This is a genomic window from Paenarthrobacter sp. AR 02, from assembly GCF_021538675.1.
Classification (GTDB): domain Bacteria; phylum Actinomycetota; class Actinomycetes; order Actinomycetales; family Micrococcaceae; genus Arthrobacter.
This window is the reverse complement of the sequence record NZ_JAJUKH010000015.1, coordinates 1-24,298: the sequence shown is the minus strand read 5'-3', so window position 1 is coordinate 24,298 and position 24,298 is coordinate 1. Positions and strand designations below refer to the sequence as shown.

At 63.7% G+C, this 24,298-nt stretch carries 20 protein-coding genes; 8 read left to right on the top strand and 12 right to left on the bottom strand.

All coding sequences use genetic code 11. The features are described from left to right. Positions 1 to 6: 6 nt before the first annotated feature. Complete coding sequence (locus tag LRQ04_RS19665; RefSeq protein WP_235521995.1) at positions 7 to 978, top strand: alpha/beta hydrolase; 972 nt, start codon at positions 7 to 9, stop codon at positions 976 to 978. Positions 979 to 1,064: 86 nt separating this feature from the next. On the opposite strand, the gene LRQ04_RS19660 is transcribed toward LRQ04_RS19665, so the two are convergent. The 3 genes from LRQ04_RS19660 to LRQ04_RS19650 are packed head-to-tail and all read right to left on the bottom strand — an operon-like array spanning position 1,065 to position 4,689. Beyond that, complete coding sequence (locus LRQ04_RS19660) at positions 1,065 to 1,991, bottom strand: MaoC/PaaZ C-terminal domain-containing protein (protein ID WP_235521994.1); 927 nt, start codon at positions 1,989 to 1,991, stop codon at positions 1,065 to 1,067. Further along, positions 1,988 to 3,328 (bottom strand): 3-oxoacyl-ACP reductase, encoded by a 1,341-nt coding sequence (locus LRQ04_RS19655; RefSeq protein ID WP_235521993.1) that lies wholly within the window; start codon positions 3,326 to 3,328, stop codon positions 1,988 to 1,990. Before LRQ04_RS19655 ends, LRQ04_RS19660 begins: the two co-directional genes overlap by 4 nt. Positions 3,329 to 3,336: 8 nt before the next feature. After that, the gene (locus tag LRQ04_RS19650; RefSeq protein ID WP_235521992.1) at positions 3,337 to 4,689 is read right to left on the bottom strand and encodes an acetyl-CoA C-acetyltransferase; all 1,353 of its coding nucleotides are present in this window, start codon (positions 4,687 to 4,689) and stop codon (positions 3,337 to 3,339) included. Here LRQ04_RS19650 and LRQ04_RS19645 point away from each other — a divergent pair. Both LRQ04_RS19645 and LRQ04_RS19640 read left to right on the top strand, forming a co-directional pair. Then, positions 4,688 to 5,452 carry a TetR/AcrR family transcriptional regulator gene (locus LRQ04_RS19645; RefSeq protein ID WP_235521991.1) on the top strand — a complete coding sequence of 255 codons (765 nt, stop codon included), beginning with the start codon at positions 4,688 to 4,690 and terminating at the stop codon, positions 5,450 to 5,452. The two genes, LRQ04_RS19650 and LRQ04_RS19645, sit on opposite strands and share 2 nt — an antisense overlap. A gap of 46 nt (positions 5,453 to 5,498) precedes the next feature. Then, positions 5,499 to 7,601: an acyl-CoA dehydrogenase gene (locus tag LRQ04_RS19640; RefSeq protein WP_235521990.1), complete on the top strand. Its 2,103-nt coding sequence runs from the start codon at positions 5,499 to 5,501 to the stop codon at positions 7,599 to 7,601. 118 nt (positions 7,602 to 7,719) lie between these two features. Here LRQ04_RS19640 and glgA read toward each other — a convergent pair whose 3' ends face one another. Next, on the bottom strand, positions 7,720 to 8,916 hold the full coding sequence (gene glgA / locus LRQ04_RS19635; protein WP_235521989.1) for a glycogen synthase: 1,197 nt from the start codon (positions 8,914 to 8,916) through the stop codon (positions 7,720 to 7,722). A 93-nt stretch (positions 8,917 to 9,009) separates the two neighbouring features. Between glgA and glgC the strand changes: the two genes are divergently transcribed. Beyond that, positions 9,010 to 10,422, top strand: a complete 1,413-nt coding sequence (gene glgC / locus LRQ04_RS19630) for a glucose-1-phosphate adenylyltransferase (RefSeq protein ID WP_235521988.1) — start codon at positions 9,010 to 9,012, stop codon at positions 10,420 to 10,422. A 63-nt stretch (positions 10,423 to 10,485) separates the two neighbouring features. Further along, a complete protein-coding gene (locus tag LRQ04_RS19625; RefSeq protein WP_235521987.1) occupies positions 10,486 to 11,937 on the top strand; it encodes an SDR family NAD(P)-dependent oxidoreductase in 1,452 nt (483 codons plus the stop codon). Positions 11,938 to 12,003: 66 nt separating this feature from the next. On the opposite strand, the gene LRQ04_RS19620 is transcribed toward LRQ04_RS19625, so the two are convergent. Genes LRQ04_RS19620 through LRQ04_RS19610 form a run of 3 tightly spaced genes read right to left on the bottom strand, consistent with a single transcriptional unit; the run spans position 12,004 to position 15,393 of the window. Continuing rightward, positions 12,004 to 12,855 carry a transglutaminase family protein gene (locus LRQ04_RS19620; RefSeq protein ID WP_235521986.1) on the bottom strand — a complete coding sequence of 284 codons (852 nt, stop codon included), beginning with the start codon at positions 12,853 to 12,855 and terminating at the stop codon, positions 12,004 to 12,006. Then, on the bottom strand, positions 12,852 to 13,778 hold the full coding sequence (locus tag LRQ04_RS19615) for an alpha-E domain-containing protein (protein WP_144648266.1): 927 nt from the start codon (positions 13,776 to 13,778) through the stop codon (positions 12,852 to 12,854). Before LRQ04_RS19615 ends, LRQ04_RS19620 begins: the two co-directional genes overlap by 4 nt. Positions 13,779 to 13,836: 58 nt before the next feature. Beyond that, positions 13,837 to 15,393 (bottom strand): circularly permuted type 2 ATP-grasp protein, encoded by a 1,557-nt coding sequence (locus LRQ04_RS19610; protein WP_235521985.1) that lies wholly within the window; start codon positions 15,391 to 15,393, stop codon positions 13,837 to 13,839. A gap of 111 nt (positions 15,394 to 15,504) precedes the next feature. Here LRQ04_RS19610 and LRQ04_RS19605 point away from each other — a divergent pair, with 111 nt between their 5' ends. Both LRQ04_RS19605 and pepN read left to right on the top strand, forming a co-directional pair. Continuing rightward, on the top strand, positions 15,505 to 16,551 hold the full coding sequence (locus LRQ04_RS19605; protein ID WP_235521984.1) for a YeiH family protein: 1,047 nt from the start codon (positions 15,505 to 15,507) through the stop codon (positions 16,549 to 16,551). 4 nt (positions 16,552 to 16,555) lie between these two features. Further along, positions 16,556 to 19,162, top strand: coding sequence for an aminopeptidase N (gene pepN, locus LRQ04_RS19600; RefSeq protein WP_235521983.1), 2,607 nt, complete (start codon positions 16,556 to 16,558; stop codon positions 19,160 to 19,162). Positions 19,163 to 19,181: 19 nt separating this feature from the next. On the opposite strand, the gene LRQ04_RS19595 is transcribed toward pepN, so the two are convergent. The 5 genes from LRQ04_RS19595 to LRQ04_RS19575 form a co-directional block, all read right to left on the bottom strand. After that, on the bottom strand, positions 19,182 to 20,291 hold the full coding sequence (locus tag LRQ04_RS19595) for a lipoate--protein ligase family protein (protein ID WP_374198985.1): 1,110 nt from the start codon (positions 20,289 to 20,291) through the stop codon (positions 19,182 to 19,184). Positions 20,292 to 20,367: 76 nt separating this feature from the next. Next, positions 20,368 to 20,625 carry a type B 50S ribosomal protein L31 gene (locus LRQ04_RS19590; RefSeq protein ID WP_066275740.1) on the bottom strand — a complete coding sequence of 86 codons (258 nt, stop codon included), beginning with the start codon at positions 20,623 to 20,625 and terminating at the stop codon, positions 20,368 to 20,370. 141 nt (positions 20,626 to 20,766) lie between these two features. After that, positions 20,767 to 21,576, bottom strand: a complete 810-nt coding sequence (locus tag LRQ04_RS19585) for an RNA methyltransferase (RefSeq protein WP_235521981.1) — start codon at positions 21,574 to 21,576, stop codon at positions 20,767 to 20,769. A gap of 6 nt (positions 21,577 to 21,582) precedes the next feature. After that, entirely contained in the window at positions 21,583 to 22,368 is a 786-nt protein-coding gene (locus tag LRQ04_RS19580; RefSeq protein WP_235521980.1) for a sulfite exporter TauE/SafE family protein, read from the bottom strand. 17 nt (positions 22,369 to 22,385) lie between these two features. Then, the gene (locus LRQ04_RS19575) at positions 22,386 to 23,171 is read right to left on the bottom strand and encodes an ABC transporter ATP-binding protein (RefSeq protein WP_235521979.1); all 786 of its coding nucleotides are present in this window, start codon (positions 23,169 to 23,171) and stop codon (positions 22,386 to 22,388) included. Positions 23,172 to 23,282: 111 nt separating this feature from the next. Between LRQ04_RS19575 and serB the strand changes: the two genes are divergently transcribed. Next, positions 23,283 to 24,176: a phosphoserine phosphatase SerB gene (serB, locus tag LRQ04_RS19570; protein ID WP_235521978.1), complete on the top strand. Its 894-nt coding sequence runs from the start codon at positions 23,283 to 23,285 to the stop codon at positions 24,174 to 24,176. Positions 24,177 to 24,298: the final 122 nt, after the last annotated feature.

Here is a 24,298-nt window from a genome sequence, read left to right as displayed (position 1 = left end):
GAAACGATGGACAGCTCAGAAGTCATCCTCGGCGCCGAGTACACGGTACGGACGCTGGCACTCCAGGCCGATGACGAGGGTGAAGTAACAGCTACCCTCCTGTCGCGGAAAGCCACGGCGCCGACCGGGCGGGCGGTGCTGTACGTTCACGGCTTCGTGGACTACTTCTTCCAAGGGCACCTGGCTGATGAGTGGATCAAGGCCGGGTACGACTTCTATGCCCTGGACCTCCGAAAATACGGACGCTCGCTCCTGCCCCACCAGACGCCCAACTACATCGAGTCACTCCAAAGCTATGACGAAGAGCTGGACGAGGCCGCGCGGATCATCAAGGACGAGGACGGACACGACGTACTGGTTGTCCTTGGCCACTCGACGGGCGGTTTGGTGACCAGCCTGTGGGCGCATCGGCGGCGTTTCGATGGCATCGTGGACGCGTTGGTCCTCAATAGCCCGTGGTTCGACCTGAACAAGCCTTTCTTCCAGCGCACGGTGGGTACCGCCGTCGTCGAACGCCTTGCCAACTACCAGCCGAGACGCCAGGTGGGCGTGCTGGGTCAGCGGTACGGCCAGAGCCTGCACGTAACCACCGGGGGTGCCTGGGATTTCAACCTCGCCTGGAAGCCGCTCGAAGGCTTTCCGGTGCTGGCAGGCTGGCTTCGTGCGATCCGGCGCGGTCACGCCGAACTCGCCAAAGGGCTGGACATCCGCTGCCCGGTCCTGGTGTGCGCGTCGACGGCCAGCGCCGCAGAGACAGCACCGCTGGAGACCATCAGTTCCGCGGACATCGTCCTGGACGTGCGGCACATCGCTGACCGCAGTACACGGCTCGGCCGCCTGGTGACTTTGGCAAGGATCGACGGCGGCATCCACGACCTGGCGCTCTCGGCCGAACCGGCGAGGAGCCGGTTTTTCCAGGAAGTCTTCCGCTGGGCTGGCGCATATGTGCCGGAAAGTGCTGACAGCAAGAAGGACTAACCTAGGCCGCACGGACAGATGCACAACACAGGTACGAAAAAGGCGGCGGTCCCCCGAAGGTGACCGCCGCCGTCGTCCGTGTTGTCTTAGGCCAGCGCGGAGACTGTGCCTGTGAAGTGCCGACGCCCGCTTCGGGGATTCCACGCGACGTAATCCGAGCGCTCCCAGCCACCGGACTCCGACGGGACCGTGGTGATGTCCAACGCGACCCGTGCCGGAAGGAACACTGGAGCCTCGAACGCCACCTCCCAGGCGAACGAATCCGGCTTCACCGCTCCAACGTCCGCCAACGCTCGGGATGCCAGGTACATTCCGTGGGCAATTGAACCACGCAAGCCGAGCGCCTTGGCCGACAGGACGCTCAGGTGGATCGGATTGAAGTCGCCGGAAACCGTGGCGTAGTTCCGCCCGGTATCGAGGCCAAGTTGCCAGAGCGCCGTAGGGTTGGGCGGGGAGAAATCCCCGGTCCCAGCGGCGCCATTCGGGGCCCCCGGCTTGTCGATGCCAGGAAGGAAGCTTCCTTTGGCGAGGTAGGTAGAGACGCCCCGCCAGAGCAATTCACCGGTTGAATGTGAACGGACCTCGGCCACAATGTCCACCTGGGTCCCTGCCCTGTGCCCGGACAGGTTCTCTGCCCAGGAAAGGATGTCCAGGGACTCGGAGAATACGATGGGAACCCTTTGCTCCACCTTGTTCTTCAAGTGGATCATCCCCAGGAGGGGCAGGGGAAAATCGTCCCGGTTCATGACGCTCATGGAGATGGGAAACGCCAGTGCATGCACGTACCCGGCGGGCAGGGTGTCGCTGGCGGTCTCGCCGACCAGGTGCTGGTAGGCGGTGAGGTTTCCGACGTCGGCATGGACGTTCCGTACCTCATGGCTGACGGCCGGCAATTGCCCTGTCCCACCCGCCGCACCAAGGACCCGGCGCCGTGCTGCCGTGGCCGCCGCATTCACGTACAGCTTGGACAGCGACGGAAGTTCGCCAAGAAGGACCGGCTGCAGGGTGCTCATGCTCCCACCAGTTGTTGGCCGCACACCCGCAGCACCCCTCCCGTGATTCCGCCGGCGGCGTCACTGGCCAGGAACGCTATGGCCTCGGCGACGTCCTGGGGTTGGCCGCCTTGCTTGAGGGAGTTGAGCCTGCGGGCCGCCTCGCGGATGGCGAACGGCATCTTGGCTGTCATCTCCGTTTCTATGAAGCCCGGGGCAACTGCGTTGATGGTTCCACCGAATGGTTCCATGTGGTCGGCAGTGGAACGCACCATGCCGATCACCCCGCCCTTTGACGCTCCGTAGTTTGTCTGTCCCCGGTTGCCGGCGATGCCGCTCGTGGAGGCGACCGAGACGATACGGGGCGAGTCTTTGAAATGTTCCGAGGCCAGCAAGGCCTCGTTGATCCGGAGTTGGGCCGCAATGTTGACCGCGATAACTGAGCGCCAGCGGCCCTCATCCATGTTGGCCAGCAGCCTGTCCCGGGTGATCCCCGCGTTGTGGACAACGATATCGAGCCGTCCGTGGCGTTCCACGGCGTGCTCAATGATGCGGTGGCCGGCGTCGTCGCGGCTGATGTCCAGCTGCAGGGCGGTCCCCCGGACCTCGTTGGCGACCCTCGCCAGGTGGTCACCGGCGGCGGGAATGTCCACAGCGACTACGGTGGCACCGTCACGGTGAAGCGTCCGGGCAATAGCTGCCCCGATGCCACGCGCCGCGCCGGTCACCACGGCGACCTTTCCGGCCAGTGGCTTCTCCGGATCGCCCGGCATGATGCCCTTGGTGGAGCTGACCGTCAGGAACTGTCCGTCAACATAGGCAGAACGTCCCGACAGGAAGAAGCGCAGGGCTCCCAGTGCCGAGGGACTGGTGGTTGCAAGGTCGTCGGCCAGGAGAATGCCATTGGCCGTTGCCCCTGCCCGAAGCTCCTTGGCCAAGGACCGCAAAAAGCCATCAATGCCCTGCCGCGCGGCGGCGGAGGCCGGAGACTGGGCGGAGTCCGCAGTGCGCGAGATGGTGACTACCCTGGCGTTGACGGCGAGGTCACGCAACGAGGACCCCGCTGTGAGGACGGGTTTTGCGAGGTCGTCGGGGTGCTGCACGGCATCCAGGACCAGTACGATCGCGCCGAGTTTTTCCTTGGGCAGGGCGTTCCGCCGGACATCCAGGCCCCACCCCAGCAGGGTTGTGGCGATGTCGTCGGCGCCCGGGCTGTCCCCGCTGACGAGGACAGGGCCGGTGACCAGCGGTGCACCGGCGCTGTAACGCCGAAGTTCCACCGGCTGGGGAAGGCCGAGCCTTTTGGCGAGGTCCTTGCCGAGCCCTTGGCTCACCAATTGTGTGTATTTATCTGCCAAGACTCCCCCTAAGCTGCTTCCAGTATGGCGACGACGCCCTGCCCGCCGGCGGCGCACACGGAGATCAGGCCCCGCGCGGGCCGCCCGTTGACGGTGCCCTTCTCATGCAGCATCTTGGCAAGCGATGCCACGATCCTCCCACCCGTTGCGGCGAAAGGGTGTCCTGCCGCGAGCGAGGAGCCATTGACGTTGAGCTTTGCGCGGTCCACCTTGCCCAGTGCACCGTCCAGGCCCAGGCGGGTGCGGCCGAATTCCTCGTCTTCCCATGCGGCCAGCGTGCTCAGGACGGTTCCGGCAAAGGCTTCATGGATCTCGAAGAAGTCGATGTCCTCAAAGGTCAGTCCATGGCGGGCCAGCAGGCGCGGGACAGCGAAGACGGGAGCCATCAGCAGGCCGTCCTTGCCGTGGACGAAGTCGACGGCGGCCGCCTCACCATCCAGGACCGTGGCCAGCTTCGGCAGGCCGTGGGTATCGGCCCATTCCGTGCTTGCCAGCAGGACGGTGGAGGCGCCGTCAGTCAATGGGGTGGAGTTGCCGGCCGTCATTGTTGCCTCGGCGCCAAGGTTCCTGCCGAAGACCGGCTTCAGTGTGGACAGCTTCTCCAGCGTGGTATCGGGGCGGAGGTTGGAGTCGCGGTTGAGTCCGCGGTAGGGAGTGATGAGGTCATCGAAGAAGCCCCGCTCGTAGGCGGCTGCCAGGTTGCGGTGGCTGTTGAAAGCCAGTTCATCCTGGGCCTCACGGGTGATCTTCCACTGTGCGGTGGTGAGGGCCTGGTGCTCCCCCATGGAGAGGCCTGTCCGCGGTTCGCCGGTGTTCGGGGCATCGGGTGCCAGATCCTTGGGCCTGATGCGGCTGAGGATCTTCACTTTCTGCACCGGGGTCTTGGCGCGGTTCAGGTCCAGCAGTATCTCGCGGAGGCCCTCGCTCACTGCGATGGGCGCATCCGAGGCTGAATCAACGCCGCCGGCGATCGCCGAGTCGATCTGGCCCAGCTTGATCTTGTTGGCCAGCCCCAGGACTGTCTCCAGTCCGGTCGCGCAGGCCTGCTGAAGGTCGTAGGCCGGTGTCTCGGGTGAAAGGGCCGAGCCGAGGACGGCTTCGCGGGTGAGGTTGAAGTCCCTTGAGTGCTTGAGCACCGCTCCGGCCGCGACTTCGCCGATGCGTTCGTCCTGCAGGCCAAACCGGGCAATGAGCCCCTCAAGTGAGGCGGTCAGCATGTCCTGGTTGGAGGATTTGGCGTAGGCGCCGCCGGTCCGGGCGAAGGGGATGCGGTTGCCGCCGACAATAACGGCGGCGCGGTTCGCCGTGGGCCTAGCGGTGTGTTCCCGGGAAGCGTTCGGGTTCAGATCTGATGCAGCCATGCTGGTCTCCTTCGATCAATGCGGGTTACTGATACCCAGCGTACCTGATACGCTGGGTATCGTGAACAACAGCCACGATGAATCCGCCGTCTCAACAGCGACCCCGCAAGCCGGTGCCGTTGGGGTGGTTGACGGCCGGGCCGCCCGCTGGCAGTCGCACCGGGAAGAACGCCGGCGGGAACTCATCAAGGCGGCCCGCAAGGCCGTGCATAAGCTGGGCAGCGACTCCTCCATGGAGGACATCGCAAGCGCAGCGGGCACATCGAAGTCGGTTTTCTACCGCTATTTCGGTGACAAGGCAGGGCTGCAGCAGGCCATGGGTGAGGTAGTCCTCGGACAAATGCAACGCCGCATGCAGGAAGCAGCCCAACAGGCCCAAACGCCCCGGGAAGGTTTGCTGGCCATGGTGTCCGCTTATCTTCAAATGGCCGAATCAAGTCCCAATGTCTACGCCTTTATTACCCGGCTCTCGCCAGGCGAGGCATCCGCCCAGGACGCCATCGCGGCATCCGGTGCGCTGGGCAATTTTTTCGAACAGATCACCGGGATGATCGCCACGCCCATGCGTGAATACCTCGGCGACCACCACGAGTCGGTAATCGTCTATTGGCCCACGGCCGCAATCGGGCTGGTCAGGAATGCCGGCGAGATGTGGTTGGGAAGCCCCGCGGACAGCGCAAAGCCCGATCAGGCAACCATGGCCGGGCAGATTACCGATTGGCTGTGCCTGGGCATCGCTCCGGCCCTCAAGACCACCACCTGACACCAGCAATGACTCATCAGTTGTCGGAACCAAAGAAGGAAGCAACATGACTGAAGTAGTGGACAAGGCCTCATCGGCCCAGAAATCCTCCGGCCGCGACGACGCCGCCACCGCTGCCACTGAACCCGTCGTGGATGTGGCCGCGCTCGGGGAGCAACTCCTCGGCAAGTGGGCCCATATCCGTCACGAGGCCCGCAAGGTGGCAGGCAACCCGGCCGTGCAAAAGATCGAAGGGTTGCACCACACCGAGCACCGCGCCCGCGTCTTCGAGCAGTTGAAATTCCTGGTGGACAACAACACCGTCCACCGCGCCTTCCCGACCCGCCTGGGCGGTTCCGACGATCACGGCGGCAACATCGCAGGCTTCGAGGAGATCGTCACCGCAGATCCCTCCCTGCAGATCAAAGCCGGTGTGCAGTGGGGCCTGTTCGGCTCCGCCGTGATGCACCTGGGCACCGCTGAACACCAGGACAAGTGGCTCCCCGGCATCATGAGCCTGGAGATACCCGGCTGCTTTGCGATGACAGAAACAGGGCATGGCTCAGATGTGGCCAGCATTGCCACCACCGCCACGTATGACGAAGCCAGCCAGGAATTCGTCATCAACACGCCCTTCCGTGCTGCCTGGAAGGACTACATCGGCAACGCTGCCACTGACGGCCTTGCCGCCGTCGTATTCGCGCAGCTGATTACCAAGAATGTCACTCACGGCGTCCACGCCTTCTACGTCGAACTCCGCGACCCCGCCACCAAGGAATTCCTGCCCGGCATCGGCGGCGAGGACGACGGCATCAAGGGTGGCCTGAACGGCATCGACAACGGCCGGCTGCACTTCACCAATGTCCGTATCCCCCGGACCAACCTGCTGAACCGGTATGGCGACGTGGCTGCGGACGGCACCTACACCTCCACCATCGAGAGCCCGGGGCGCCGCTTCTTCACCATGTTGGGAACCCTGGTCCAGGGGCGGGTTTCTCTGGACGGCGCCGCGGTTGCGGCGAGCAAGCTCGCGCTCAAGACGGCCATCCAGTACGCCACCGAACGCCGGCAGTTCAATGCCTCGTCCGCCACGGATGAGGAGGTACTGTTGGATTACCAGCGGCACCAGCGGCGCCTGTTCACCAGGCTGGCCACAACGTATGCAGCCAGCTTCGCGCACGAACAGCTGTTGCAGAAATTCGACGACGTCTTCTCAGGCGCGCACGACACCGACGCCGACCGGCAGGACCTGGAGACGCTCGCTGCCGCACTCAAGCCGCTCAGCACCTGGCATGCCCTGGATACGCTGCAGGAATGCCGCGAAGCATGTGGCGGTGCCGGCTTCCTGATCGAGAACCGCTTCGCCTCCTTGCGTGCGGACCTGGACGTGTATGTGACGTTCGAGGGCGACAACACCGTCCTGCTGCAGCTGGTGGCAAAGCGCCTGCTGGCCGATTACGCCAAGGAATTCCGCAGCGCCGACTTCGGCGTCCTTGCCCGCTACGTTGTGGATCAGGCCGCCGGGGTGGCCTTGCACAGGACGGGGCTGCGGCAGGTTGCACAGTTCGTTGCCGACACTGGCTCGGTCCAAAAAGCGGCGCTGGCGCTGCGGGACGAAGAAGGCCAGCGGACCTTGCTCGCTGACCGGGTCCAGTCCATGGTCGCTGAGGTGGGTGCGGCACTCAAGGGTGCCAACAAGCTTCCCCAGCACCAGGCCGCCGCACTGTTCAACCAGCACCAGCACGAACTCATCGAAGCTGCACAGGCCCACGCAGAACTCCTGCAGTGGGAGGCTTTCACAGAGGCACTCCCCCACGTTGCCGATGAGGGAACCAAGCGTGTCCTGACCTGGCTGCGTGATCTGTTCGGCTTGTCGCTGATCGAGAAGCACCTCTCCTGGTACCTCATGAACGGCAGGTTGTCCATGCAGCGTGGCCGGACCGTGGGCACCTATATCAACCGCCTGCTGGTCAAGATCCGGCCACACGCACTGGACCTCGTCGATGCCTTTGGATACGGCCCGGAACACCTGCGCGCTGCCATCGCGACCGGGGCTGAAGCCACCCGTCAGGACCAGGCCCGCGATCATTTCCGTGGGCAGCGCGCCAGTGGCACCGCTCCTGCCGACGAGAAAGCCCTGCTTGCCTTGAAGGCCGCCAAGTCCCGTTAGCAGTACTCCGCTGACAGGCGGTGAACAGTTGCGGAACCTTGGTTAACGTACGACGGCGCCGTCCCCACCGAAGGGGGCGGCGCCGTCGTCGTTTGGGCTGCTTGTCGGACGTTGCGCGTCAGCGCAGGACCGAGCGGTACACCTCAAGGGTTGTTTCGGTGATGGACTCCCAGGAGAAGTGCTCCTCTGCCCTGCGCCGGCCGGCAATACCCATTTCGCGGGCCCGGGCCGGGTCAGCCACCACCTCGTTCAAGGCTGCAGCAAAGTCGCTGACAAACTTTTCCGGATCCAGCGGGGTGCCGGTACCGTCGGTGACCTGCTCCAACTGGACGAGCAAGCCGGTGTCGCCGTGCTGGACTACCTCAGGGATGCCACCGGTCGCACTGGCCACCACAGCTGCGCCGCAGGCCATGGCCTCAAGGTTCACGATGCCCAGGGGCTCGTAGATCGACGGGCAGGCGAAAGCGGTGGCATGGCTGAGGACCTGGATCAGTTCCCGCCGCGGAAGCATCCGCTCAATCAGGATCACGCCTTCGCGTTTGGCCTGCAGTTCCTCGATGAGGCGGGCGGTTTCGGCAGCGAGTTCCGGGGTGTCCGCGGCACCGAGGCAGAGAACCAGCTGGACGTCCGCCGGCAAGCTCGAAGCCGCGCGAAGCAGGTAAGGAACACCCTTCTGGCGCGTGTTGCGCCCGACGAACACCACGCTCGGCTTGGCGGGATCGATCCCCAACGCCCGGATCGCATCGTCCTCTTCATCACGCTCCCACAGCGAGACGTCGATGCCGTTGTGGACCACGCGGACCTTGTCCGGATCCACGTTAGGGTAGCTGCGGAGGATGTCCTGGCGCATGCCGTCGGATACGGCGATGATGGCAGCGGCAGCCTCATAGGCGGTCTTTTCCACCCAGGAGGACAGGGCATAGCCGCCTCCAAGCTGTTCAGCCTTCCACGGGCGCAGGGGCTCAAGGCTGTGGGCGCTGAGGACATGCGGAATGCCGTGCAGCAGCGAAGCGAGGTGGCCGGCCATGTTGGCGTACCAGGTGTGCGAGTGGACGAGGTCCGCTCCCGCAATGTCCGGAACGATCCTCAGGTCCACGCCCAGCGTTTGGATTGCGGCGTTGGCATCGCCGAGGTCTTCGGGCGTGGCGTATGACGCCACAGTAGCCCCGTGGTAGTCGGCATCACGGGGCGCACCGAACGCCCGGACGTGAAGGTCGACGTGCTTTGCCAGCACCCGGCTGAGCTCGGCAACGTGGACACCGGCACCGCCATAAATTTCCGGAGGGAATTCTTTAGTCACAATGTCTATTCGCACGCTAACCAACGTAGTCGTTCCGGCGTATGTGTTCTAGTGTGAAAGAGTCCGGAAAATCGGACTTTTGGGGGCTACGAAGACGTACGGGGAGCAGTGACCATGGCGTTGAAGAAAGTTTTGGCAATTGTATTGGCTGGCGGCGAGGGCAACCGACTCATGCCGCTGACGGCGGACCGGGCCAAGCCCGCGGTTCCGTTTGCCGGCGGCTACCGGCTCATCGACTTTGCATTATCCAATCTCGTTAACTCGGGATACTTGAAAATAGTTGTGCTGACGCAATACAAGTCGCATAGCCTTGACCGGCACATCTCGGAAACGTGGCGCATGTCCACGCAGCTGGGCCGTTACGTGGCGTCGGTTCCGGCGCAGCAGCGCGTGGGCAAGAGCTGGTTCCTTGGCAGCGCCAACGCCATCTACCAATCGCTGAACCTCATCCATGACGACGCCCCGGACATCGTGGTAGTGGTCGGCGCCGATCACGTGTACCGCATGGACTTCTCGCAGATGGTGGAGCAGCACATCGCCAGCGGCGCCAAGGCCACCGTGGCTGCGGTCCGCCAGCCGCTGAACATGGCCAACCAGTTCGGCGTGATCGAGGTAGACCAGAACGATCCCCAGAAGATTGCCGCCTTCGTGGAGAAGCCTGCCAGCACCCCCGGGCTCGCAGCCGACCCCACGCAGTTCCTTGCCTCCATGGGCAACTACGTCTTCGACGCCGATGCGTTGGTTGAGGCACTGCACGTTGACGCGGAACGGCTCGACACCAAGCACGACATGGGTGGCGACATCATCCCCTATTTCGTTGACCAGGGCGAAGCCGGCGTGTACGACTTCACGCTCAATGACATCCCCGGCGCTACGGACCGGGATCGTACTTACTGGCGGGACGTAGGGACCATCGACTCGTTCTACGACGCACACATGGACCTCATCTCCCCCGTCCCTGTCTTCAACCTCTACAACTCCGAATGGCCCATTTACACCCGCCAGAGCATTTCCCCGCCGGCAAAGTTTGTTCGCGGCGAAAACAACACGGTGGGCACCGCCCTCGATTCCATCGTGGCCAGCGGCGTCGTCATTTCCGGAGGCATCGTTGAAGGATCCGTCCTCTCCAACGATGCATACGTGGCGGCAGGAAGCCGTATCCAGGACTCCGTCCTCATGGACAAGGTCCGTGTGGGTGAAGGCGCCGTGATCAAGCGCGCCATCCTGGACAAGAACGTCAAGGTCCCCGCGGGTGCTGCCATCGGCTTGGACCCGGAGCTGGACAGGGCACGTGGGTACAAGGTCACGGAGTCCGGAATCACTGTCCTCGCGAAGGGCCAGGTGGTCCCGGAGCCAGGCGAAGCCGAGCTCGCTCTGTCAGCCCAGCATCGCCGCAGCCTTCCGGAAGCGGTCAAGGCAGCCACACACCACGATCCCGACATCCGTGACTCCGCCGAAAAGGTAGCCGCTGGAATCCAGGCCCGCGTGGCGGACGCTGCATCCCAGGGCGCCGCGCACTAACGCGCAGTCCACTGACAGAACCCGAGGCAGGCCGGAGGCTCCCAAGGCTGTAAAATCAGGTCAATGAGTTCCACCGATCTGACGCCTGAAGAGATCCAGGCCTGCCTCAAGGTTCTGACAACGATCCACGTCTATGACGAAGAGCACCCGGACTATGTTGCCGTCCGGCGTGCCACCGGCAAGATGTTCAAGGCCGTCAAGCGCCACCGCCGTGTCACCAAACGCGACTCCATCGCAGAGGCCGACCGTGCTGTTATTGCCCTGACAGCAACAGCAGCCCCGGACCGGATCGATGACGAGACCCGCGGCAACAAGCTTGCGCCGTCGGCCACAGGCGAGATCGCCGGGCACCTGATCCGGTCCCGTCCCTGCTATATCTGCAAAACGCACTACACCCAGGTGGATGCTTTCTACCACCAGTTGTGCCCGGAATGTGCGGCCTTCAGCCACAGCAAGCGGGATGCCCGCACCGACCTCACCGGCCGGAGGGCGTTGCTGACCGGCGGACGCGCCAAGATTGGCATGTACATTGCCCTGCGCCTGCTCCGGGACGGCGCCCACACCACCATCACCACGCGCTTCCCCAAGGACGCCGCCCGCCGTTTTGCCGCGATGGAAGACAGCTCGGAATGGCTGCACCGCCTACGTATCGTCGGCATCGACCTTCGCGACCCGGCCCAGGTCATGGCGCTCACGGATTCGCTCAACGAGGCCGGTCCGTTGGACATCATCATCAACAATGCAGCCCAGACCGTGCGGCGCTCAGGCAATGCCTACAAACCGCTGGTGGATGCCGAAGACGAGCCGTTGCCTGCCGCCCTGGAAGCGGCCAACGGCGGACCCGAGCTGGTGACGTTCGGTCATGCGCATGACAAGCACCCCCTGGCTCTGGCCAGCAGCGTCACAGAACATCCGGTGCTGGCTGGAGACGCGATCACGTCCTTGGCGCTCTCGACGGGTTCGGCGTCCTTGGAGCGTATCGAGTCGGGGACAGCCATTGATGCCGGCGGACTCGTCCCGGACCTGGCCTCGATCAACAGCTGGACCCAGGTAGTGGACGAAGTGGATCCCCTGGAGATGCTCGAGGTCCAGCTGTGCAACGTCACCGCACCCTTCCTGCTGGTCAGCCGGCTGCGTGGTGCGATGAAGCGTTCCACGGCACATCGCAAGTACATCGTGAACGTCTCAGCGATGGAAGGGCAGTTCTCGCGCGCCTACAAGGGTCCCGGACACCCCCACACCAACATGGCCAAGGCTGCGTTGAATATGATGACCCGGACCAGCGCCCAGGAGATGCTGGACTCCGACGGCATCCTCATGACTGCCGTGGACACGGGCTGGATCACCGATGAACGTCCGCACTACACCAAGGTCAGGCTCATGGAAGAAGGTTTCCATGCTCCCTTGGACCTCGTGGACGGTGCCGCGCGCGTCTACGACCCCATCGTGATGGGCGAAAAGGGCGAGGACCAGTACGGGGTGTTCCTCAAGGACTACAAGCCGTCCCCCTGGTAAAAAAATATTGAGTACAGCCAGGGCCCTTAAGAATTCGTCTTAAGGGCCTTGGCTGTTAAGAATCCCCTACGCGAGGCGGGTGATCTCCACCGAAACGGCGAGCCCCGAGCCTCCGCCGCCGGAAAGGATTCCCTTCAGCGGAGGAACGTCGCGGTAGTCGCGGCCCCTCGCCACAGTGACGTGGTAGTCGCCGGCCGGTTTGTGGTTGGTGGGGTCCCAGCTGCGCCATTCGCCATCCCACCATTCCAACCAGGCGTGTGACTGTCCGGCTACTGTTTCCCCGATGTCAGCCGAGGACCGCGGGTGGATGTAACCGGACACGTAGCGCGCCGGGATACCGCTGCAGCGCAGGGCTCCAATGGCAAGGTGGGCCAGGTCCTGGCAGACACCCTGGCGCTGCGACCACGCCTGCTCGGCATTCGTCGTCACGCCGGTGGTGCCCTTCATGTAGGTCATCTCGCCAGCCATCCACGCGAACACGGCCAACGCCGCCTCATGGGGGTTCTTTCCTTCGACAATGCCGGGAACAATGTCGAGTACCTCTTCACCGGGGCCGCTCAACCGGGACTGGGGCAGCCAGTCGCTGAATTCGTCCTGGATCTTGTCCGAGGCGATGACGTCCCAACCCACAATGTCGTCTTCCGTTGCCACGCGCTCACTGCGGTGGACCTCCACCGTGGCCGTTGCGAGCACTTCCAGGCTTTCGTGCGGCATCTGCATATCGAAGGCCGTGACCCGGGTGCCCCAATAGTCGCGGTAGGTGCTCACGGAAGCCTGGTTCGGTGAGACCTTGAGGGACGCTTCCAGGACCACCTGCTGGCCGTCTGTCAACGGGGTCATCCGCGCCTCGTTGTAGGACAGGGTCACGCGGCGGTTGTATTTGTAGGCCGTCTTGTGGACGATGCTCAGCCGGGTCATGAAACTTCTCCCACCCAGGCGTGCTCATCAGCCTGATTGAAGTACTTACGGGAAATGGCATCAGAAGCCTGTGTCACGGCCTTCTGCACACGTTCCATGTGCTCGGGCAGTTCAGACATGAGGTCATCGGTGCGGTGGAACTCAAGGAAGGTCCGGGCCTGGCCCACGATCCGGCGGGCGTCGTTGATGAAACCAACGCGCTGCGCCGAGGGGTCCAGCTTGGCAAGGCACTCATCGGCGTCGCGCAACGCGTACACGATCGAGCGGGGAAACAAGCGGTCCAGGAGCAGGAATTCGGCTGCATGCTGGTCCCCGAAGGCTGCCCGGCGGGTGCGGATGAAGGATTCGTAGGCACCGGCACAGCGCAGCATGTTGACCCAGGACATACCAGCCGACTGGACATCACGGGTGGACAGCATGCGGGCGGTCATGTCGGCACGCTCAAGGGAGCGCCCCAGCACCATGAACAGCCAGCTTTCGTCGTGGCTGACGGTCGTGTCAGCCAGTCCTCGTACCATCGCGGTCCGTTCAAGCACCCAGTTGCAGAAACGGTATGTCCCAACGACGTCCTTGCGGTGCTGGTTGAGGCCGTAGTACGTCGTGTTGAGGCTTTCCCACAGGGATTGCGAGACGGTCTCCCGGGCACGCCGCGCGTTTTCCCGGGCTGCCCCGAGGGAACCGGCGATCGAGGAGGCGCTCTGCTTGTCGTAAGCCAGGGCATGGAGCAGTTCAGGCAGGCCGAAGTCCTCACTCTGTGGCTTGGCGCCCATGACGGCGAGCAGTTCCCGCGCCACGCTGCGCTGCTCCTCGAGGGGAAGATGGTTCAGGCGCTCCAGGTGCACGTCAAGGATCCGGGCAGTACCGTCGGCGCGTTCTACGTAGCGTCCGATCCAAAAGAGTGACTCAGCAATACGGCTCAGCATGGAACTGTGCCTCCTTCACGTGGTGCCTGTCGGAGTTCAAGTAGTTGGTGGAGGGGTTTCACTGCTGTTGCTCCGTCTGCCGGTCGCGCCAGTTGCTTTCCACAGGCCACACAGAAACCTGCTCACGCACGGTCACCGACTGGCGCGGGATGAACTCGGCAGGCAACTCCGGCGAATTGGCCAGCACCCAGGTGTCCTTGGAACCGCCGCCTTGGCTGGAGTTCACAATCAGGGACCCTTCCTTCAGCGCAACCCGGGTCAGGCCACCGGGCAGGACCCAGACGTCGTCGCCGTCGTTCACGGCAAACGGACGCAGGTCCACGTGGCGGGGACCGAACTTGTCGCCCGAAAGGGTCGGCACCGTGGAGAGCTGCAGGACAGGCTGGGCGATCCACCCGCGGGGGTCGGCGATCACGCGCTTGCGCAAGGCATCCAGTTCGTCCTTGGAGGCGTCCGGGCCAATAACCAAGCCCTTGCCGCCCGAGCCGTCAACCGGCTTGACCACCAATTCATCGAGGCGGTCCAGAACTTGCTCCCTGGCTTCCTTTTCCTCGAGTCGGAAAGTGTCGACGTTGGCGATGATCGGCTCTTCGTGGAGGTAGTACCGGATCAGGTCAGGCACGTAACTGTACACGAGCTTGTCATCGGCTACGCCGTTGCCTACTGCGTTGGCGATGGTGACTCCGCCCGCGCGGGCAGCGTTGACCAATCCGGGGCAACCCAGCATCGAATCGGAGCGGAATTGGAGGGGATCGAGGAAGTCGTCATCGATGCGCTTGTAGATCACGTCCACACGCTGTTCACCGGCGGTGGTCCGCATGTAGACGCGGTTGCCACGGCAGATGAGGTCGCGCCCTTCCACCAGTTCCACGCCCATCAGGCCTGCGAGGAGGGTGTGCTCAAAGTAGGCGCTGTTGAAGACGCCCGGAGTCAGGACAACAACCGTCGGATCGTCGACACCGGCCGGTGCTGTTTTGCGCAGGGCCGAAAGCAGCCGCCGGGGGTATTCCTCCACGGGCCTGATGTGCTGCTGGCCGAACGCTTCGGGCAGGCCCTTTGCCATGGCCCGGCGGTTTTCCAGGACGTAGCTTACGCCCGACGGGACACGGACGTTGTCCTCCAGCACGCGGAATGTTCCGGCAGCATCGCGGACGACGTCGATACCCGAGACGTGCACACGGACCCCGCCGGACGGTTCAAAGCCGTGGACCGCCCGGTGGAAGTGCGCGCTGGTGGTGACGAGCTGCCGTGGGATCACGCCATCGGCCACCACCGCCATACGTCCATAAACGTCGTTGAGGAACGCTTCGAGGGCCTTGACGCGCTGGGCTACACCCCGTTCGAGAACGTCCCATTCGTCGGCCGGTATGACGCGGGGAACAATATCGAGCGGGAAGGGCCGCTCCTCCCCCGCGTAGTCGAACGTCACTCCGCGGTCCAGGAAGGTGCGGGCCATGGAGTCCGCCCTGGCGGTGACATCGGCGAGGGATAGCTCGCGCAAGGCACCGGAGACCTGACCGTAGGATTTTCTGGCTACGTGGCCCGGGGCAAACATCTCGTCGTAGGCGCCACTGCGGGCGGCGGCCTCGGAGTAATCCTGGAATAGGTCAGACATGGGAATTAGACAATCACCTTTTCGAGTCGAGCGCATTTCGTGTTGATTGTGTCGCTGTTTCCGGGAACCCCCGGTTCGCCTTTCCGTGCCCCCATCCGGCAGGGTTGAGGCATGCCCTTCAAGAGTCCCGCTTCCCAGCTGTCCCGGTTGGGGCCGGGGTTGGTCCTGTGCTTCGCCGCAACGGGCCTTGCCTTCACCATCCACGCGGTGCTTCCAGCGATTCCCGCCATGACCCTCGCAGTTGCCTTGGGCTTGCTCTCAGCAAATATACCGGGCACCTCAGTCCTCACCGCAGGGCGCGCCCGCCCGGGCCTGGACTTCGCCGGAAAGCACCTTATGCGGGCCGGAATCGTGGTGCTGGGCCTCAAGGTCAGCATCCACGACGTGCTGGGGCTGGGCTGGTTGTCGCTGGTCCTCATAGCCGGTGTTGTGCTGGTCAGCTTTGTGGGCACCTACGGGCTGGCCCGCTTGCTGCGGCTGCGTGGCGAGACCGCCCTGCTGATCGCCACGGGTTTCTCCATCTGCGGCGCCTCGGCCATCGGTGCGATGGCCGCGGTACGGCGCATCAGGCATCAGGACACTGTGCTCCCGGTGGCGCTCGTAACGCTATGCGGCACCCTTGCCATTGGCGTGTTGCCCCTCCTCATGCACCCCCTGAACCTGAACCCGGAACAGTTTGGGGCATGGACCGGCGCTTCCGTGCACGATGTGGGCCAGGTGGTGGCCACGGCGCAAACTGCGGGGACGGCGGCCCTGGCGATCGCCGTCGTCGTGAAATTGACGCGGGTTGTCCTGCTGGCTCCGGTAGTGGCGGCGGCGGGACTGCATCAGCGCGTCGACCATGTGCGGAAGCGGGCCAATGGTGCCGGCAAGGATGACGGGACCGACGGTAAGTTCCCGCCTATCGTTCCGCTTTTTGTGCTCGGCTTCCTTGCCATGGTCGCTGTGCGATCCGTGGGCTGGGCTCCCCCGGCGGTCCTGGAAGGAGCCGCCCTGGTCCAGGACATCCTGCTCGCATCGGCGCTTTTCGGACTGGGATCCGCCGTGCGCGTCCGCACGCTGATCCACACGGGTGGACGCGCGGTGATGGTGGCCCTGGGCTCTTGGCTGCTCATCGCATCGCTGGGCCTGGTTGCCGCCTGGATCATGATTAGATAGCCGTGTGTCGAATCACAATCTGTCGCGCGACGAAGCCGCCACCCGTTCAGCCCTGATCACCACCCACAGCTACGACGTCATCCTCGATGTCCGCGACGCGGCAGATCCCGCAGTCGCCGGCTATCCGAGCACCAGCACCATCACTTTCTCCGCCGAGCCCGGCTCTGCGACGTTCCTGGACTTCATCAGCGGCGGCGTGCAGTCGGTGGTGCTGAACGGCCAGGCCCTGGACGTCGATGCGGTGGTGGACCGGGACCGGGTCATCCTCGAAAACCTCGCTGCGGACAACCAGGTGACGGTATCCGGAACAGCGCTCTACAGCCGTTCCGGGGAAGGAATGCACCGCTTCGTGGACCCTGCTGACGGGCAGTGCTACCTCTACACCCAGTACGAACCGGCAGACAGCCGCCGCGTCTTCGCCAACTTCGAACAGCCGGACCTCAAAGCCGAATTCACCTTCCACGTGATCGCGCCTGCTGGCTGGGAGGTCGCGTCCAATGGCGTGGAGTCCGCGCGGAAACCCTTGGTGGATGACCCCAAAGCGGCCCAATGGAACTTCGAAACCACCAAGCGGATGTCCACGTACATCACCACGGTGCTGGCCGGGCCATACTTCAAAGCGACGGACCACTGGGGAGCAACGCTCGACGGCGACACCCGGCTTGAGGTGCCGCTGGCACTTTACTGCCGCGCCTCATTGGCAGACGCTTTCGACGCCGACGAGCTGTTCCGCTTGACCAAGAACGGGCTGGAGTTCTTCAACGCCCTCTTCGACTATCCCTACCCCTGGGGCAAGTACGATCAGGCATTCGTGCCCGAATACAATCTCGGGGCCATGGAAAATCCCGGACTGGTCACCTTCACGGAAAAGTATGTCTACGCCTCGCGGGCCACCGACGCCCAGTACCAGGGACGCGCCAACACCCTGATGCACGAGATGGCACACATGTGGTTCGGCGACCTCGTCACCATGAACTGGTGGGACGACCTCTGGCTCAAGGAGTCGTTCGCTGACTACATGGGAACCCTTGGCGTGGATCGTGCCACTGACTGGGACTCCGCATGGGTGAACTTCGCCAGCAAACGCAAGGCTTGGGCGTACCTGCAGGACCAGCTGCCCACCACCCACCCGATCGTGGCTGACATTCCTGACCTTGAGGCGGCCAAGCAGAACTTTGACGGCATCACCTACGCCAAGGGCGCTTCGGTCCTGAAACAGTTGGTTGCCTACGTCGGTTTTGACGCCTTCATCGCCGGGTCACGCCAATATTTCCGCGACCACGCCTACGGCAACACTTCCCTGAAGGACCTCCTGGAAGCGCTAAGTGCCTCCTCGGGCCGGGACCTGTCCGGGTGGGCGCGCCAATGGCTGCAGACTTCCGGAATCTCCACCATTTCAGCCGGGATTGTCGAAGACGACGGGACGCTGGGCGCGGTGACGCTCCAACAGGACGCCATCGACCCCATCACAGGGCACCAGGAACTCCGCCCCCACCGCATGCGGCTTGGCTTGTATGACCCCAACGCAGACGGTGCCCTTGTCAGGACCGAAAGTATCGAAATTGATGTGGACGGTCCCAGCACCCTGGTGGCCGAGCTGAACGGCAAGCCCCGGCCGGCCCTGCTGCTGGTCAACGACGACGACCTGAGTTACGCAAAAATCAGGCTCGACTCCGGATCCGAGCACACGGTGAGGACTTCGCTGGACAAGATCCAGGACCCCATGGCCCGGGCACTGTGCTGGACGGCGCTATGGGATTCGGCCCGCGACGGCGTCACCCCCGCAGCCCGGTATGTCGCCGCGGTGGAACAGTTCGCTCCGGCCGAAACCGGCATTGGAGTCCTGCTCAACGTCCTGGGCAACGCATCCACCGCCATTGAGCGCTTCGTGCCCGCTGCGACGCGGGACGTTGTCCGCAAGGACTTCCTGGCCGTTGCTGCCGCGCAGTTGAAGGCTGCCCCAGCGGGGTCGGACCACCAACTCGCCTGGGCCAGGGCTCTCGCGGATGTTTCCCGGCACGGCGACTCTGAGCTCCCGCTGCTGCGCAGCATCCTTGACGGCGGCGTTGTCATTGACGGCCTCGCAGTGGATGCCGAACTGCGCTGGAGCCTCTGGCAGGCGCTGGCAGCCCACGGACAGGCCACGCAAGCTGAGCTCGACCGGGAACTGGAAGCGGACAAGACAGCCTCAGGACGGGAGGGCCACGCTCTTGCCTCGGCGGCCCGCCCAGACCCTTCGGTGAAGGCCGCGGCATGGGATTCGGCGGTCCTGGGTACCGGACTCTCCAATGAAATCCTGAGCGCCACCATCGCCGGCTTCGCCACGGCCCCGGCTGCCATGCTGGAACCCTACGTGGAGCCGTACTTCGACTGCCTCGAAAAGGTGTGGGCGGAGCGGAGCATCGAGATCGCCGGGAGGATCGTCCGGGGACTGTTCCCGGCGGCCCAGGACCTTGCGCCCGGCATGCAGGCTGAGACGCATCCGGTGGTAATGCGTACCGACAAATGGCTCACTGCACACAGTGACGCTCCGCGTGCGTTGCGGCGCATCATTATCGAACAGCGCAGCCACCTGTTGCGTGCCCTGACTGCGCAGGCCGCCAAGGGCTAGGCCGGCGGAATAGAACCCGTCAGGGAACCCGGTTCAGCCATTCGTCCGTGCCGAACTTCGCGTCAACCCGTTTTCGGGCTTCATCGAGCTCCGCTTCACTGAGCCGGGACTCGATTGCGCCATAGCGTTCGGTAAAGACTTCCTGCATGGCCTTGAGGATGGCGGACCGGGCCAGGCCGGTCTGCCGACGCAAGGGATCCACGCGCTTCTTGGCACTCCGGGTTCCCTTGTCGGACAACTTCTCCTTGCCGATGCGCAGAACCTCCACCATCTTGTCGGCGTCGATGTCGTAGCTCATGGTGACGTGATGGAGCATGCCCCCGTTGGCAAGCCGCTTCTGTGCTGCTCCGCCGATTTTGCCCTGGTCCGTTGCAATGTCGTTGAGCGGGACGTAGAAAGCGTTGATGCCGAGCTTCTCCAACGCGGCCATGACCCAGGAGTCAAGGAAGGCATAGGAGTCCGCGAAACTGATGCCGTCCACAAGAGTCTGCGGCAGGTACAGCGAATACGTGATGCAGTTTCCGGCCTCCATGAACATCGCTCCCCCGCCGCTGATCCTGCGCACCACCGTGATGCCGTGCCGGGACACGCCCTCGGGGTCCACTTCGTTTCGCACGGACTGAAAGCTGCCAATCACCACGGAGGGCTCTTCCCAGTCCCAGAACCGCAGCGTCGGATTCCGCAGCCCGGCACCGACCTCCTCAGTGAGGACTTCGTCCAGGGCCACGTTGACCTCCGTTGGAAGGACCGTCGGCGGGATGACTTCCCATTGGTGGTCTGACCAGCCGGTGGCCTTGGACAAGGCCCGCCGAACTGTTATGGCCACGGCTTCTGCGGAGAAGCCGAACAGTACGGCACCTTCAGGCAAGCCCGCGGTTACGGCCGCGGCAATGTCCGCTGCCGTTGACGTGCCCGGCAGTCCTGTCAGTGCCTTGTTGATGTCCTGCAGGGCCTCGTCGGGCTCCAAAAAGAAGTCTCCGCTCAGGGAGACATTGGCGAAGTGGCCGTTCGCCACCTCAAGGTCAACCACCACCAGTTTTCCGCCGGGAACCTTATATTCGCCGTGAAGGCGGGTGTCGTCGTCGTGGTTCACGGTTTCAGGCGTGGGCTGGGAAGTCATGCTGTCCATCTTGCCGGAAAACGCAAAAGCCCGCATTGCCGGAAATCCGGCAGTGCGGGCTTTTGAAAAGACTCGGGGGAAGTGGTTACTTCTTGCCGCCGAAGCCCTTGAAGCGAGCGTTGAAGCGCTCGACGCGGCCAGCGGAGTCCATGATGCGCTGCTTGCCCGTGTAGAACGGGTGGGACTCCGAAGAGATTTCGACGTCGATAACCGGGTAGGTGTTTCCGTCTTCCCACTCGATGGTCTTCGAGGAAGACACGGTGGACTTGGTCAGGAACTTGGTACCGGAGGCCAGGTCGTTGAAGACAACAGCTTCGTACTTCGGGTGGATATCAGACTTCATAATGGGACCTTTTGTTCACGCAGCTGGATTTTGCCAGCTGCCAGGTATGAATGGAGGTGGTCCGTTACTGGACAGTGAATATTCCAGCGGCCGGGCCAACAACCAATCATAGCGGAAACGGCCTTGCCATACGAACCGGCGTCAGTCCCGCGGCCGGAGTTCCCAGAACGCCACCGCCGAGGCAGCGGCTACGTTAAGTGAATCCACGCCGGCGCGCATCGGGATTTTGACGGCGAGGTCGACGGCGGCCAGCGTGTCCTCGCTCATGCCTGCGCCTTCAGTGCCCAAGACCAAGGCGAGCTTCGGAATCTGCCGTGCGGCCAGGTCGTCCAGGTCAACCGCATTGTCCGTCAGCTCCATGGCGGCCACCGTGAAGCCCTGCTCCTTCAGCCGGGACAGGTCATCCGGCCAGCTTTCCAGGCGCGCCCACGGGACCTGGAAGACCGTGCCCATGCTCACGCGGACGCTGCGCCTGTACAGCGGGTCACCGCAACGTGGCGAGACCAGGACTGCGTCGACGCCCAGCGCTGCCGCCGACCGGAAGATTGCGCCCACGTTGGTGTGGTCCACTATGTCCTCCAGCACGGCCACCCGCTGGGCTTTCGCGAGGAGTTCTTCCAAGGGAACAGGCGCTGGCCGGTGCATGGCTGCCATCGCTCCGCGGTGGAGGTGGAACCCGGTGATCTGTTCCAGCAGCTCGGCCTTGCCAATGAAAACCGGAACGTCGGGGTATTGCCGGAAAACGTCGTCGAGGTCCGCCAGCCACTTTTCGGCGAGGAAGAAAGAACGGGGCTGGTGTCCCGCAGCCAGCGCCCGGCGGAGAACCCGGGAGGATTCGGCGATGTACATGCCCTCCTCCGGCTCGCGGAGTTTGCGAAGGTGGACGTCGGTGAGGGTGGTGTAGTCCGTGACGCGTGGATCATCGGCGGACTCGAGGTAGTGAAAGGTCACAGGGGATTATTTCAGCAGGTTGGCGATCATGAAGCCCAGTGCAACGAGGCCGAGCGCGAAAATGACGGCCCGAAGGACTTTCGGCGAGAGCTTCCGCCCCACTTTCGAACCGATGAGGCCACCGATGGTGGAACTCACGGCGATGATCAGGACAAAGAACCATTCGATCCGGTCGAAGGCGAAAATCAGGTAGGAAACGGCGGCAACCATGTTGACGCCGAGCACCAGGATGTTCTTCATGGCATTCGCGTTCTGCATGGTTCCCGAGAGGAAGACCCCCAGGATTCCCACCAGGAGAATCCCCTGGGCTGCGACGAAGTAGCCACCATAAACACCGGCAAGATACACGAGGACCACCAGCAGGATGCCGTGGCTTCGATCGCGGATCGCATGCTCGGGGTTTTGTTCCCTGCTGCGCACCCAGGCCTGCAGCTTGGGCTGGAAGACCACCATCAGCAGGGCCACCACCAGCAGCACCGGGGCAACATAGTGGAACACCTTCTCCGGCAGGTGCAGGAGCAGCCAGGCCCCGGTGATACCGCCCAGCAACGAGGCCGGCAACAGTTTCATCAACTGCCTGCCGCGACCGGCAAGCTCGCGCCGGTAGCCCCATGCACCGGCGGCGTTGCCCGCTACCAGGCCCATGGCATTGCTCATGGAGGCAACCACCGGCGTCACACCAATGGCAATAAGTACAGGGAAGGTCACCAGCGTGCCGGAGCCGACCACCGCATTGATGGTTCCGGCCCACAGGCCCGCGAAAAAGACCAGTATGTCGTTAAGGATTTCCATTGTGGTTTCGGGGCTGCCTATCGGCGGGCGACGGCCGAGTAGCGGCCGGCGTTTTCGGTAACGTTCAGGGGCAGGCCGAAGGTATTGCTCAGGTGTTCGTCGGTCAGCACTTCCTTGATGGGACCCGCGGCCACGACACCGCCTTCGCGCAGGAGCATGGCGTGGGTGAAGCCCGGGGGCACTTCTTCAAGGTGGTGGGTCACCAGGACCATGGCAGGGGCGTCCTCGTCGCTGGCGAGCTCGCCTAGCTTGTGGACGAGTTCTTCGCGGCCCCCCACATCCAGGCCGGCTGCAGGTTCGTCGAGGAGAAGCAGTTCAGGATCGGTCATGAGGGCCCGGGCAATCTGGACGCGCTTGCGCTCCCCTTCGGACAGGGTGGCAAAGGTGCGGTTAAGCAGCGGGCCCATTCCCCAGTCGTTGAGCAGCCGGAAAGCACGACGTTCGTCGTCACGTTCGTAGCCTTCCCGCCAGCGGCCGGTTACGCCATAGGCTGCCGTGACCACCACATTGAGCACGTTCTCGTGTTCCGGGATTTGGGTCGCAAGTGCTGCCGACGACAGTCCGATCCTGGGGCGCAGTTCAAAGACGTCCACGCGGCCCAGGACTTCGTCGAGAATCCCTGCCTGGCCGCTGCTGGGGTGCAGTCGCGCTGCGGCAATCTGGAGGAGGGTCGTCTTGCCGGCGCCGTTGGGGCCCAGGATGACCCAGCGTTCGCCTTCGTTGACCTGCCAGTCAACCTTGTCCAGCAGGGTCTTTTTGCCTCGGACAACGCTGACGGAAGCCAATTCCAGAACATCACTCATAGCAGTAGACACTAGGACAAAAATCCACATGACTGATAACCGGTTGCGGCGCATGCCCGGTGACATGAAATGAATTCGGGCGGGTGCGGTGCCCTCAGTAGGATTGGGTCCATGACTTCGAACTTGGCTGCGGTCAGCTATGGCGTGAACTTGACCCCCGAATCCCTGGAAAATGTCCGCCTTGCCCTGGCTGGCGCCGGCGTCACAGTGTCGTCCGAATCACACTCCGCAGATGAGCGCTTCGCCGTTCACACAGTGGAACTCACGCCCCTCGAGGATGCGGCCTCGGACCTCGCCGGCGTGCGACGCAAGGTAGCTGAGGTGGCAGGCCCCGGAGTTGATACGGCCATTGTTCCCCAGGGGCTCCGGCAGGCAGTGCGCAAGCTCCTCATCATGGACGTCGACTCCACCTTGATCCAACAGGAAGTGATCGAGCTTTTGGCTGCCCACGCCGGCAAGCGGGAGGAAGTCGCTGCCGTCACAGAGGCAGCCATGCGGGGCGAGCTCGACTTCGCACAGAGCCTCCACGCGCGGGTTGCGGTGCTCGCCGGGCTGCCTGCCGCCGTCGTCGATTCCGTCCGGGAAGAAGTTCGCCTCAGCCTCGGCGCCGCTGAACTGGTTGCGGCGTTCAAGGCCGCGGGCCACACCGTGGCCGTTGTGTCAGGTGGGTTCAACCAGATCCTTGAACCGATTGCGGGCGGGCTGGGCTTGGATTACTGGATCGCCAACGAGCTGGAAATTGTCGACGGCGCGTTGACCGGCAAGGTACTGGGCGCGGTTATTGACCGCGCAGCCAAGGAGAAATACCTGCGCGAATGGGCCGCTGCCGAGGGCATCAGCCTGGAGCACACCATTGCGGTGGGTGACGGCGCCAACGACCTGGACATGCTGGGTGCAGCCGGGATCGGCATTGCCTTCAATGCCAAACCGGCCGTTCGCGCCGTGGCGGACGCCGCCATCAACATGCCGTATCTGGACGCAGTCCGGCACATCGCCAACGTCTAGGTGTACTGTCCCGGCAGGTTGATGACACGGGGCTGGAATTGACGAAGTAAAGAGGACCTCCGGGTGTTATGTGGAGCTTGTCGAGAGCAAACACAGATACCAGGAGGTCCTCGTGTCCCACT

Bases quoted from the DNA above. Each gene is read 5' to 3' on its own strand.
- LRQ04_RS19665 (WP_235521995.1), top strand. From the start codon at position 7: ATGGACAGCTCAGAAGTCATCCTCGGCGCCGAGTACACGGTACGGACG.
- LRQ04_RS19660 (WP_235521994.1), bottom strand. From the start codon at position 1,991: ATGAGCACCCTGCAGCCGGTCCTTCTTGGCGAACTTCCGTCGCTGTCC.
- LRQ04_RS19645 (WP_235521991.1), top strand. From the start codon at position 4,688: ATGCTGGTCTCCTTCGATCAATGCGGGTTACTGATACCCAGCGTACCT.
- LRQ04_RS19650 (WP_235521992.1), bottom strand. From the start codon at position 4,689: ATGGCTGCATCAGATCTGAACCCGAACGCTTCCCGGGAACACACCGCT.
- LRQ04_RS19640 (WP_235521990.1), top strand. From the start codon at position 5,499: ATGACTGAAGTAGTGGACAAGGCCTCATCGGCCCAGAAATCCTCCGGC.
- LRQ04_RS19625 (WP_235521987.1), top strand. From the start codon at position 10,486: ATGAGTTCCACCGATCTGACGCCTGAAGAGATCCAGGCCTGCCTCAAG.
- LRQ04_RS19620 (WP_235521986.1), bottom strand. From the start codon at position 12,855: ATGACCCGGCTGAGCATCGTCCACAAGACGGCCTACAAATACAACCGC.
- LRQ04_RS19615 (WP_144648266.1), bottom strand. From the start codon at position 13,778: ATGCTGAGCCGTATTGCTGAGTCACTCTTTTGGATCGGACGCTACGTA.
- LRQ04_RS19610 (WP_235521985.1), bottom strand. From the start codon at position 15,393: ATGTCTGACCTATTCCAGGATTACTCCGAGGCCGCCGCCCGCAGTGGC.
- LRQ04_RS19605 (WP_235521984.1), top strand. From the start codon at position 15,505: ATGCCCTTCAAGAGTCCCGCTTCCCAGCTGTCCCGGTTGGGGCCGGGG.
- LRQ04_RS19595 (WP_374198985.1), bottom strand. From the start codon at position 20,291: ATGGACAGCATGACTTCCCAGCCCACGCCTGAAACCGTGAACCACGAC.
- LRQ04_RS19590 (WP_066275740.1), bottom strand. From the start codon at position 20,625: ATGAAGTCTGATATCCACCCGAAGTACGAAGCTGTTGTCTTCAACGAC.
- LRQ04_RS19580 (WP_235521980.1), bottom strand. From the start codon at position 22,368: ATGGAAATCCTTAACGACATACTGGTCTTTTTCGCGGGCCTGTGGGCC.
- LRQ04_RS19575 (WP_235521979.1), bottom strand. From the start codon at position 23,171: ATGAGTGATGTTCTGGAATTGGCTTCCGTCAGCGTTGTCCGAGGCAAA.
- serB (WP_235521978.1), top strand. From the start codon at position 23,283: ATGACTTCGAACTTGGCTGCGGTCAGCTATGGCGTGAACTTGACCCCC.